Annotated in this window: 7 protein-coding genes; 4 read left to right on the forward strand and 3 right to left on the reverse strand. The window is 41.3% G+C overall.

The window, feature by feature from the left end:
- Positions 1 to 55 precede the first annotated feature (55 nt).
- The gene (locus LBQ60_06690) at positions 56 to 493 is read right to left on the reverse strand and encodes a hypothetical protein (protein MDR2037593.1); all 438 of its coding nucleotides are present in this window, start codon (positions 491 to 493) and stop codon (positions 56 to 58) included.
- Between the two features lie 90 nt (positions 494 to 583).
- Here LBQ60_06690 and LBQ60_06695 point away from each other — a divergent pair, with 90 nt between their 5' ends.
- A complete protein-coding gene (locus tag LBQ60_06695; protein MDR2037594.1) occupies positions 584 to 1,303 on the forward strand; it encodes a LuxR C-terminal-related transcriptional regulator in 720 nt (239 codons plus the stop codon).
- A 117-nt stretch (positions 1,304 to 1,420) separates the two neighbouring features.
- Here the strand turns inward: LBQ60_06695 and LBQ60_06700 are convergent, their stop codons facing one another.
- Positions 1,421 to 3,739 (reverse strand): multicopper oxidase domain-containing protein, encoded by a 2,319-nt coding sequence (locus tag LBQ60_06700; protein ID MDR2037595.1) that lies wholly within the window; start codon positions 3,737 to 3,739, stop codon positions 1,421 to 1,423.
- 773 nt (positions 3,740 to 4,512) lie between these two features.
- On the opposite strand from LBQ60_06700, the gene LBQ60_06705 reads away from it, so the two are divergent.
- The 3 genes from LBQ60_06705 (at position 4,513) to LBQ60_06715 (ending at position 10,867) form a co-directional block, all read left to right on the forward strand.
- Positions 4,513 to 8,913, forward strand: a complete 4,401-nt coding sequence (locus tag LBQ60_06705) for a hypothetical protein (protein ID MDR2037596.1) — start codon at positions 4,513 to 4,515, stop codon at positions 8,911 to 8,913.
- A complete protein-coding gene (locus LBQ60_06710; protein MDR2037597.1) occupies positions 8,903 to 9,574 on the forward strand; it encodes a response regulator transcription factor in 672 nt (223 codons plus the stop codon). Before LBQ60_06705 ends, LBQ60_06710 begins: the two co-directional genes overlap by 11 nt.
- A 216-nt stretch (positions 9,575 to 9,790) precedes the next feature.
- On the forward strand, positions 9,791 to 10,867 hold the full coding sequence (locus tag LBQ60_06715) for an Ig-like domain-containing protein (protein ID MDR2037598.1): 1,077 nt from the start codon (positions 9,791 to 9,793) through the stop codon (positions 10,865 to 10,867).
- Between the two features lie 208 nt (positions 10,868 to 11,075).
- Here the strand turns inward: LBQ60_06715 and LBQ60_06720 are convergent.
- On the reverse strand, positions 11,076 to 12,539 hold a 1,464-nt coding region (locus LBQ60_06720), incomplete at its 5' end, for a TGS domain-containing protein (GenBank protein MDR2037599.1).

Raw genomic sequence — 12,539 nt, forward strand, 5'->3', positions numbered from 1 at the left:
TAAGGACATTTCATGTGATTGTTTTTTAAATTTTATTAATTCATAATGCTGATAATTAGCTCATTCTTGTTTGTGCTGTTCCTTTAGTTTTCCATTTCTTTATTCCGCCAACCAGGAATAAAAGCCCGATGAATACAGCAATTAATAAATAGCAGATCTCTAGGATCAAGTATTCCGGTTGATCTATGATAATAAAAATAAGTCCGGCAATAGCCCGGAACAAATAAAGTCCTGCAATTGTAAAAACAGCAGGTTTTAATAGCGGCAGTTTCCTAAACTTGTTGTCTGCTGAAAGCCCGTATAATCCGAAAACGCTAAAGACTATTACTATAAGGATCGTGAACAAATAAGGTAGTAAAGGATGAATTTGTGCAGCTGCGCTCATTTTCTCGCCGGCGCCTGTTACTTCAAATGCTTTTTCCGGCCAAAATAGCCCCGCAATAAGATGTGCGATAGCTATTAAAATATTTAAATATCCTCCAAATTTCAACATATCTGCTTTTCTTTATTATTTTTATACAAAATTAGTGTCACCTGTTCAATCAGGTAATTACTATTTTTAGCTATTTTTATATGTAATCAGATGGATACAGCGGAAAAACAAAAAATATGGGAATCACATAAAAAGCACATAGAGTTGCTTGCTAAAGTGAATAACAGCTATGTTTTTGTGCTAGAATACCAGAAAAAATATCTCTATATGTCAGATAATATCCAGCAGTTTTTTAAGGCCGATCTGGACGGACTCCTTCGCTCTCATTCCGAAGGAGATGATTTTCTGGCAGCACGTATCCATCCTGAAGACTATCAGGTGCTGAACGAACCTCAGATAAAGCTGATGGAATTTACACTCAACCAGCCTGTAGAGGAGCGGAAAAATTTTAAGTATATATCTGAATTCCGGGGGAAAAAAGCGGAAGGGGAATATGTCAGAATTATCTACCAGTGCCAGATATTGGAACTGGATGAAAACGGTAATCCGTGGCTTGTACTGGGTATTGCTGATATATCGCCTAATGCTGCGCCATGGGTCAGCACCAAGCTTCAGGTTGTGAATTTTATCACAGGAGAAACACTGCCTTTAAATAAGTTTGAGGAAAAAGAACTTGTGGAATTTACACCCAGGGAGAAAGAAATATTACTTTTAATAAAATCGGGCATGCTCAGTAAAGAGATTTCAGATAAATTATCTGTAAGTATCCATACAGTCAATAAACATCGTCAAAATATCATGCAAAAAATGAATGCCGACAACATCATCGAGGCAATGGAATATGCACGTAAATTAGGTTTGTTAGATTAATAAAATAGGTGATGGGTAGTTGAACCAATGGAACAATAAAACTGGTAAAAGAGTTTCGTTTGTTTCTATATTGTTACCCATTATTTATATTCCAATGTCTTACTTCTTGTATTTATCTCAATAAATTAATTTTACACCTGCTCCCCATTTCATTTCGCTATTGTATGAAGCTGAGATCCCGAACCAGGACGTTATAATATAATTAAGGCCAATATTATATTCCTTATCGGTATTACCCATCAAACTCATTCTTAGTCTACTTGTTAACGGAATATCTTCCCGTTCCAGTTGAAAGCATGCTTTACCCTGGAAATCTATACGGGCCTCGGCCACAATCAGCATAGGGAGGGTGTAACGAACTCCCGCTATACCGGTAAAGTGGTTGTTCTTCTTTAATCTTTGCCCGAAAATATTCTCTTCAGATGAAGGATCTTTATGATTTTTCCACTCGACTCCTACAAAGGGCATCAGCCATTGCATTCGTCCGATATAACGGCCTGCACGGAGTCCGGCTTCGTAGCCTTTGCCGGACTCGTATCCCAGCTGCCACTCTCCCTGAAAGCTCCATCGGGTGTTGAAGTATTCGGCGTTACCGATGTTTCCGTTAAAAAGAAACTCATTTTCAGCTGTAAAATAATACATCCTGTCTTCGTGATAAAGATGTTTAATCGCTTTTTCAGGGTGATGTATCTGAGGGTTGGGAGGCGAGTCTTCATAACTGAAAATTCGTCCCATTCCACTCATCATGTGGTAAAGGATGTGGCAATGGAAGAACCAGTCGCCCCGGCTTTTTTCTCCGGCATGGAATTCGATAGTGTCGGTTTCTCCCGGCATGATGTCTACTCCGAACTTGAGCGGTGAATGATCGCCGTGGCTGTTCAATACACGGAAAAAATGACCATGCAGGTGCATCGGATGGCGCATCATAGAATTATTATAAAGCACAATGCGGAGATTCTCACCTTCCCGTATGACTATCTTGTCGCTCTCGGAAACTGTTTTGTTATTTAGTGTCCATACATACCTGTCCATATTTCCTGTCAATTCGAATCTTAATTCACGGAAAGAACCTGGTGGTAGGGTAGTTTTGTGAGGAGAACGAAGCATATCATAGTTTAAAGTTACAGGAGTTAAATTGTTCTGGCTCATATTCATTGAGTGTTCGGAATGCTCATTTTGGTTCATTGTATGCTCATGACTTTCCGGGATGGAATCATTCTTATGTCGGGAATGCAAATTCATTGTGCCTGGAGATGACATATCCATTCCGGATGCCCCTGATGAATGATTATGGGACGGGGAGGATATTTCGGGGTACATCACTTCATTCATATCCATTTTTTGGAGTTCCATTTCCATTCCCATATTGGTAATATCGCCGTTCATTTTCATCATACCGTTCATCATTTTCATACCAGCAAAATAATTGAGTCTGGGTAGAGGGGTGATGGGGTGTTTCTCTCCATTTCCTATCCATATGGAAGTCGATCCGCTCCGGTCTTCGGCTGTTGCCTGTAATTCAGCCGAGCCATATTCGGGAACGGTGACTACAATGTCATAGGTTTCAGATGCGGCAATGATTATCCTGTCAACATCGACTGGAACGACATCCATTCCGTCATTGGCAATGACAGTGATCTTACCACCCTGATACCTGAGCCAGAAATAGGTAGATGCTCCACCGTTAATAATTCTCAACCTGATACGTGAGCCGGGTTGTAAATCGGGAATGTTTATTTGTTCCTGTCCGTTTGTCAGGAATTTTTCATAATAGACATCGCTTACATCCATTGCATCCATGCGTTTCAACTCATTCATCAGTTTAGTGCCCAAATGTCCTTTGCCAATGGCCTCCCCGTAACTTTGCACACTTTTTTTCCTGATTTTGAACCAATCATTACCGGTATGCAGTTTCCTGTTTACTTCTTTAGCATTCATGTCTGTCCAGTCACTCAGTAAAATGGTAAATTCCGGCAGATGGTCTTCTTGTCGAAAGTATCTGTCATTCTTTCTTTTCCGGATAACGAATGCGCCGTAAAGCCCGGCTTGCTCCTGTACACCGGTATGGGAATGATACCAATAGGTTCCGTTTAGTACGATAGGAAATTCGTAGGTTACTGATGTGCCGGGCATGATAGGTGCAGATGTAAGATGTGAAACCCCGTCAAACTGATTGGGTAACAATATTCCGTGCCAATGCAAAGAGGTTTCTTCTTTCATCCGGTTGTGGATATGTATCACTGCCGTATCCCCCTCTGTAAATTGTAGGGTAGGAGCAGGAATTTGCCCGTTAATGGCTAAAGCCCGTTTTTGCTTTCCTGTGTAGTTAACTATCGTGTCATTGATGAATAAATCATACACAACACGTTGTTGTGCCGCTAATGAAGAGGTTAAAAAACAAAATATCAATAATATATGCTGATGAAAATGTTTCATAAATATATTTGAAGTTTATAATGAACAGTAGTGCAGATAATATGGCATCATGCAACTTGCTGTAATCTTAATGATAATGCGAGTTACTGGCTGCACTGATTCGTTGATTTATTTAGTTAAAATATTAATTATCAATAAATAAGATATGTATGATGCTTTAATATTATGAAAATCATTGACTTCGAGAAAAAAATCTACTTGATCTAAGTTATGATTCTAAAAGGGAAAGAGTTTAAATTGATAAAGGTCTGTTTGTGTTTCTGTGGTTAATATTATTGTCAAAGATACAGCAATAAATCTGATTCTATATTTATCGATCAGCAAAAAATGATAATTTACTGGTCATTGTCAAAAAAATATTTCTACACCAAAAATATATCAACTTGGCAAGGTGGAAGAAATACCTGGGAATCCCGATGAATCTATCCACACACTTTTATAATGGGAAAATAACTACCCAAGAGTTCAGGTAATAATATCATTAAGCAAAGAATGGTATAAAGACTTATGCCAAGCCTGTTATTCAATTTGGAAAGACAGGGCTTTGAAACTATTAAGTAATACAAATAATTTAATGGTGTATTTTATGAAAGTAATCAATTTGATCAATGCAACTTAAGAAAATAATAAATAGCACTGAGTGCTTACTATTTTCTTTTTTCAAATATTTACTACTTTTATCCGGAAAAACTATAATTGTAAATTGGGATTTTAAAATTGCTTTATCTGCTTATGTGAGAAAATTGTGAGATGATCATGGTGAAAAAAATTCAATGAGAATCAATTCAGATAAAATACGACTGGGATTATTCATTATATTGATTGGAACATCCGGACTGTCTGCAGATGGTTACAGTGAAACATCCTCCGTCAGTAAAACAGATTATTATACTTTTTTTAAAACCATTTCGACAAAAAACGGTTTGAGTTCAGATTTTGTTCTGGATGTGATTCAGGATAAATACCACATCATGTGGTTTGCCACGGCAGACGGACTGACACGTTTCGATAACCGGGAATTCGCTGTTTACCGGAATCAGAAAGAATCAGAGCATACTATAAGCGATAATTTTGTCTCCTGTCTAGCGGAAGACACATACGGTAATATATGGGTCGGGACACGTAACGGGCTGAATCGTTATGACCGGAACGCCAATAGTTTTATCCGCTACCAGCAGCAATCGACCGGTAATAACCTTCCCGGCGATAATCATATCATGGCGCTTTATGCCGATAATGACGGTTACCTGTGGGTAAAATCGAAAGAGGGTTATTTGAGCAGGCTGGATATCCGGACCGATACCTGGACATATTTCAATGTAATAGCGCGGGAATTTGAAGGGGATTATTTTTATGATTATATCACAGGAGATTCGGGAGAAAATCTTTGGGCCAGCGGGCGGAATACTGCAACGAAGATTATACGACATGATAGTAATGGTCATCTTTTGATTAAGGAGGTGGAGTTTGCTCCCGAAGTAACCACTGCTGAAACGAGTTTTGCTGTCGAAAATAACGGAACAGTCTATTTTGCTAATAATAACGGGCAATTGCTTGCGTATGATCCAAAATCGGGAATGATAGAATACATAAAAAATACCGGTATTGCTGTTCGTGCAGGAACCTGTGATCAGAACGGGAATCTCTGGATAGGAGGAAAAACCGGTATAAAGGTTCTCAACCTGCATACATGGGAGGAAACCGTATTCCGCCACCATCCGGTCAACTCTTTTTCCCTGCCTTCTGATGAAATCCATTGCTTGTACATGGATCATGACGGTGGTATCTGGATAGGTACGGATAATGGAATTGCTTATTATTCCGACGACCTGAATATCATGCGCCATTACCGGCATATAGAGGGGTTACGGACGGGATTGGCTTCCAATAATGTTACGGCATTGTTACAGGATCGCGATGGCCTGATCTGGGTAGGAACGGCAGGCAACGGCGTAGATACTATGTCCCTGGCGGCCGAAGAATTCGGAAATCTTACCTACAGACTGCTGACCAATGACCTTAACGAGGAAACTTTCAAAAGGGAAAAAGAGACCTTGCAACAGTATTTCAGGCATAAGTATATCACATCTCCTGATAAAGGAGCAACAGAACAAACCATATTTAGTAGTTTTAACAGTTTCCAGCAAGGCGGTTTGTCGTTCAACAAAACGAATGAAAATAGAGTTTCATCGCTTTATGAAGATAAGAACGGGAATATTTATATAGGGTTATGGGCGCACGTCGGATTCAATGTTTATGATAAAAAGCGAAACCGATTTAAAAGGTATGCCCTGTGGAGCAAAGCGGCTGATAATTCCTATCCCCGTATATTCGAGGGAAACCCTTTCGGTGCGAACTGGTATTCGGGTTTTCTGGAAGACAATGATGGTAACTTCTGGTGCGCTACATGGGAGGCATTCGGCTTAAATCTTTTCAACCGGGAACGGGGAAAATTCGATCCGAAGCACTATATGCCCGGGCACCTCCCGGGGAAGGAGATTGCCAGGCTTACATACGATCCGGTCAGGGAGCGCATCGTCATAGGTGGCACATACTATTACGGATATTACGACATAAAAAGCGGGACGTACGTCAGATATGCCGGAAAGCTTCCCGCTGTATATCCTAACCGTGATATATTCGAGGGGTACTTTGGATTCTGTGACGTCCGTTTCGTTGATCTACCGCTGCAATTCACCGTTACCGACTACATCATGCAGGATGACGTTGTATTGCTGTCGTTGGGTGATATAATCGTCCGCCACGACCTGCTTACAGATCGCTTTGAAATACTGGCCGGGTTTGATGGCGGTTGGACCATTCTTTCCGGAAGTCCTGGAGGGCATTCTCTCTGGGTAGGAACGAAAAACAAACTCAGAAATGTTGGCATTGGATATCACAAGGTGCATACTGTAGCTGAAACAGACAGTTGCAGCATATTGTCACTTTATGAGGATACCACGGGAATAGTATGGATAGGAACGGATAAAGGCCTGTTATTTTATGATCCGGGAAAGAAAACCCTTTCTTTGGATGGGACGGATCTTACTATGGTCGGAACTATTGTTCCTTTCGGAGAGACTGTATATGTTGGTTGTGCACAGGGTATAATAAAGTTCGAAAACCGGGAAAAAGTGAAAAAGTATTCTTTCGGTTATCCTGAAACAGAGGGGATTCCCGGGACGAGAATCAGCAATATATACCCGGCAAGGGACGGTAAATTGTGGATATCTACCAATGGTGGCCTTGCGGCGATTAATCCTCAAACAGACGAAATTGCCGTTTTTACACATGATCCGAAGGACAGGTTCAGTCTTACGGGAAATAATATCTATTCTGTCTGCGAGGATGGAAAATCGAACCTTTGGGTGTCTACCACCAATGGTATTTGTTTGCTGGAACAAGAAACAGAACGCTTTATTGACCTGAGCCAACCGGACGACAGAACCCTGACTTCAAGACTGACAAGTTGTATCATGCAGGATGCTTCCGGTAAAATATGGATAGGAACAACGCAGAATGGGATCAGCGTACTTGATCCCCGGACTGACAGGTTGAAACATTATATTCGTCATGAATGGGACGAAAAAAGCCTGTCGGATAACTATATCAATTGTATTTTCGAGGATAGTCGCCGTAACATCTGGATAGGTACCCGTAAAGGACTAGACAGGTATGATCAGGCAGAAGATAATATGGCTAGGGTCGACGGATTTACCGGATTACAGGTCATGAACATTCAGGAGGATAATTCCGGGAATATCTGGTGCAGTACCAATAAGGGATTATTATACATGTCCCCGTCCTCCGGATCAATATGCATGATACAGGATTTTCCTGGAATGCAGGGGAATGAGTTTGGTAAGGCAGGTACCAAACTGGATAATGGGTCATTGGCTTTTGGCGGAAAATACGGATTCAATATATTTGATCCGACCCGTTTGACTGAGCCCGTAGTATCCAAGCCTGTTGTACTATCTCATTTCACTGTTAACGGCTTACTCCGCTATTTCGACCTGAATGAAAGAAAAGATATTGAATTGAAGCACCGGGATAATTCTTTTGCGGTTTCTTTTACTACGACTGATTATGAGTATGGAAATTTGATCAAATACCGGTATCAACTGGAAGGGTTCGACCGGAATTGGATATATACCGATCTTCCTGACCTGACCGCTAAATACACGAATATTCCTTTCGGTCGCTACTCATTCATCGTTGAAGCATCTGACCGTTTCGGGCAATGGCACGATGCCGGGTCGGAACTCAGGATACGTATTATTGCTCCATGGTATTTCCGGTGGTGGGCTGTTTTTATATACCTGCTACTGATGTCGGGAGCCATCATATTGATTGTCAGGATACGGGAATACCGCCTGCGGAAAGATAATATGAGGCTTGAGACCATCGTCGAACAACGTACTCGGGAATTGCAGGAAACAAACAGGAAACTTGTTGCTTCCGAAGATGAGCTCAGGGCAATGAACGACTCCAAGAACAAGTTTTTTGGGATCATTTCACATGACCTGCGTAATCCGCTAAAAGCTTTAAATTTGACCACCCGTTCTTTGTATGAGCAATATGACAGCCTGAACGAAGAAGATAAACAGCGTATTATCCGTACAATATATGAATCGGCGGACCAGGCGGGCACATTACTTGAGAATCTTTTACTTTGGGTTGTTTCTCAGATGGATCTGTTGCATCCTAACCTGCAAAAAACAAATTTATCCGCTTTGACTGATTCGAATATAGATTTTTCATCTGTGACAGCGAACAAAAAAGGTATCCATATTATTAACCGGATTCCCGGAGATATTGATGTATGGGCGGATACGAACTTATCTTCGACCATACTCCGTAACCTGATTTCTAATGCTATTCATTTTTCCTATCCGGGATCAGATATCATCATATCTGCAAAAGAGAAAAATGAGATGGTCGAAATCTCTGTTTCTGACCATGGCATTGGTATCAGGCAAGAAGACCTGGAACGGCTTTTTCTGCTCAATGCTAAAATTCGTACAAAAGGGACTGGTAATGAGCAGGGGACAGGTCTAGGCCTGATTGTCACCCGGGAATTTGTACATCTGCAGGGAGGCGAAATATATGTAGAGAGTATTGAGAATAAACAGACGATATTTACTTTTACGCTTAAAAAATATGAAGAATAAGGACATCATAAAATTACTTCTGGTGGATGACTCGCTCATTCATCTGGAAGGCCTTAAGCTGATATTACGCGAACATGGGAATATTAAGGTAACAGCGCAGGCCGGGAATTCCCGTGAAGCGCTCGAACATCTTGCGAAGGATATGCCGGACATCATACTACTTGATATAAGTCTCGAGAAGGATATGGATGGGATAGAATTAGCCCGGGTAATAAAAGAACAATATCCGGATGTCAGGATCATTTTTTTGACCCATTATAAAGGAACCAGGTATTTAATGAATGCGTTACAAACCTGCCCGGCGGCATACCTACCCAAAGACCTTACCCCGGAGGAACTGGTGAATACTATTATGTCGGTCAATAACGGTAAAGGGGTCTATCTTGGAGACACCATACCTCTTTTCCACATCTTGGAAGTTTTCGGCTCTGAGGAAAATGCCGGAAAAGGCAGGATATATGATTTGACTCCCCGGGAGATTGAGGTGATCAAATATCTGGTACAGGGTTATTCTACAAAAGAATTAGCCTCCCGACTGGGAATCGAGGTGAACACGGTCGAATCCTATAAAGACCGGATAAAAGAAAAATTAGGCGTGAAGACGGTCGTACAGATTGTAGTTACAGCAATAAAAAAGGGCATCGTCAATATTGAAAACTAATACAATTACACAATAAAATCCGACTCCTGTGGTCGTTTTTAGGGGTGAAAATGGTAAATTTTCACCCTTGTCGTTTTAAGCACCTTTCCATATCATTACAAAAAATTAAAAGCGGGTTTTACATCTGGTTTCAAGCTCGTATGTGCCTTAGTACAGGTAGTAAGAGATTCGTTGGAGAGATCTGTTCATTCCCAAAACCTAAAAAATATATAAGAAATGAAAAAACTCTTTTTTATGTTAATAGCAGCATGCATATTGGCAGGTTGTAGTGATAAAGATGATGATAAGGATGATAGTAAAGACATTGTCGTATCTGATGAGAACCAGTTGACACAAACGGTGTATGCCGACCAAACATCAGGTAATAATAGTGTAACTTTTACAACTACCGGTACATGGACTTCGTCTGTTACGCAAACCGGTTCCGGAACCCCGGACTGGATATCCATTACTCCCGACTACGGCGATGTCGGAAATCATACAATCAGTATTATTCTTGATCCGAATGATACGGGAACGAAACGTACTGCAACAATTACCATTACCTGTAATGGGCAAACGGTTAAAATTACCGTCAGTCAGTCAGGTAAAACACAAACAGGTGAAATACCTAAACGTGTAACAGATGTATCGCTGAACAAGAATGAAATGACCCTTACCAAAGGGGAGAGCGAAACCCTTGTTGTCACCATCCTGCCTGCCGATGCCACCAATAATAATATTGAATGGCGCAGCAACAATACAAATGTTGCTACAGTCGATGCTACAGGTAAAGTCACTGCTGTAACCAAAGGGACAGCCCGGATTTATGCTGCATCTGCCGACGATTCAACCATAGAGGATTATTGTGTGGTAACAGTTTTAAATCCCATACAGGGGACATTAACTATTAACGGAGCAACTGTCTATAACTTCGAGACGATAAAAGTCAGCTGCGGTAAGGCCCCGTTGGGTGGGGGGCATTTTGTCCAACACCACGCCATCGTAACGATGGCTGATCTGAGCCAGGCGACTTTCGCTTTCTCAGTTTACTTTGCCGACAAAAAGCTGTCGCCCGTAGCGGGAACATTTCTCGTGGGTAGCGGCACGGACCTGGTAAACGGCAGGATCTTCGACTCTACTGTCTCGGCACCCGGATGGTTCGATAAACTGAGCATGGGTTTGGATGTCACGGTGGCAACGGGCGACGGCACGATAACCATCACCTATAACGGAGCGACAAGGGACGGCCGCACGATCAGTTTCGCCTATTCCGGGACATACGAGCTGTTCATCGATCCGGCGATTCAGTAATGTGATTCCGGAAAATGAAATTTGTTAGGACAGGGCTACCTGTTAAAGTTGGTATGATCATACCAACTTTAACAGGTAGCAATTGTTTCATAATAAAAGCAGGTGATAAGTTATGGAATGGATACAACTCAAAACAGTCTGATTATTCATACGAATACATCAATTCAGTCATAATTATTCGGAAGTTTCACTGGAGAGTTGTTAAAGATCAGCCAAACAGGATTTTCCTTTTTACACTTTCAACCCCTTCAATCTGCTCAAGCCTGTTCATGGCGGAGTAAAGTTCATCATAGGATGCAACAGACAGGTGAATAGTGGAGGAAACAATTTCATCCTTTGCCGAAGAATGCATGGATGAAATATATAATCCCAGTTCCTTTGAAATTACTTGCGAAAGGTCGAATAAAAGTTCATTCCGGTCAATTGCAGTGATAAGTATGACGGCGGGATAATAAGTACTTTTGTTGATGGGTAGTACCACGTCGACAATAGAGTCGCCGGCCTTAGCAGAAAGAGATATTGCAAGGGGACAGTTACGCTTGTGCACTTCTATCTGGTCGGTTTCTTTTTTAAAGCCGATAACCTCTTCTCCCGGTAACGGGCAACAATGTTCACAGAGAATATAGGGCAGGGGAGTGTATTCCACAGCTGCTTTCCTTAAAGCCGATAATATACTTTTCTTTGCTTTATAAGTACTTACCACATCCAGCCAGTCTTTGTGCGGATAAGTGGACTTGTCTGTTCCTATTTCCACCCTGTCACCTCGTTTAAGGACAGTTTTTACGGAAGAGAGTTTTGCGTTGATACGGGCATATTTTGCATGATTGCCAATGTTTGTATGAATCTCATAGGCAAAATCCAATGCAGTGGAATTTTTGGGAAGAATGATTTCATCCCCCCTGGGTGAAAAAACAATGATATTATCCTGATAAAAGGTGGATACAATATCTTCCAGAAATCCGCTATTTTTTCCATGATAGGCAATGTCTTTCAGTATTTCCCGGAATTTTTTGACCCATATATCCACGCCATTCGCCCGTCCGGTAACGCATCCGATACGGTTGTTCAACTGCATGTTTTCCGAAGCGATATGGATCTCTACCCAGTTCCCGTCTTCACCCATGACTTTACAATGTAGGCACTGATACCCATTGTCCTTGGGAGAGTCAATATAATTCATCATACTGGCCGGACGCTCTTTGTAAACATCCGTTAGTAAAGAATAGATCTGTAATATCTGGTTTTTTTCAGATAACCGGCTATCGGGATTACTTGGAAAGATGATCTCTACTAGGTAAATATGCTCCAGTTCCCTGAATGCAGCTTTCTTGCTTTCCATTTTTCTCCAGACGGAATAGGGTGTTCTTATCCGGGTATTTACCGAAGCTGTGACTTTTCCCTTCCGGAGGATTTTTTTGATGTCATCCGTTAAGTGTTTGATTTGTGGCTGACGTTTCTGGATATACTGGTTGATAAGATCTTCTATTTGTAGATACTCTTTTGGAGACCTGTATTTTAGACTCAGATTTTCCAGCTCTGTTTTAATGTCGTATAATCCTAAGCGGTTGGCTAAAGGCGCATAGAAATAATCCGTTTCACTGGCGATCTTCATTTGTTTCACCGTATCCATGCTCGACAATGTTAGCATATTATGTAACCTGTCTGCTAATTT

Source organism: Bacteroidales bacterium, assembly GCA_031275285.1.
Classification (GTDB): Bacteria; Bacteroidota; Bacteroidia; order Bacteroidales; family UBA4181; genus JAIRLS01.

Excerpts from the sequence above, each read along its gene's own strand:
- LBQ60_06710 (MDR2037597.1), top strand. The coding sequence starts at position 8,903 with ATGAAGAATAAGGACATCATAAAATTACTTCTGGTGGATGACTCGCTC.
- LBQ60_06715 (MDR2037598.1), top strand. The coding sequence starts at position 9,791 with ATGAAAAAACTCTTTTTTATGTTAATAGCAGCATGCATATTGGCAGGT.
- LBQ60_06690 (MDR2037593.1), bottom strand. The coding sequence starts at position 493 with ATGTTGAAATTTGGAGGATATTTAAATATTTTAATAGCTATCGCACAT.
- LBQ60_06695 (MDR2037594.1), top strand. The coding sequence starts at position 584 with ATGGATACAGCGGAAAAACAAAAAATATGGGAATCACATAAAAAGCAC.
- LBQ60_06700 (MDR2037595.1), bottom strand. The coding sequence starts at position 3,739 with ATGAAACATTTTCATCAGCATATATTATTGATATTTTGTTTTTTAACC.
- LBQ60_06705 (MDR2037596.1), top strand. The coding sequence starts at position 4,513 with ATGAGAATCAATTCAGATAAAATACGACTGGGATTATTCATTATATTG.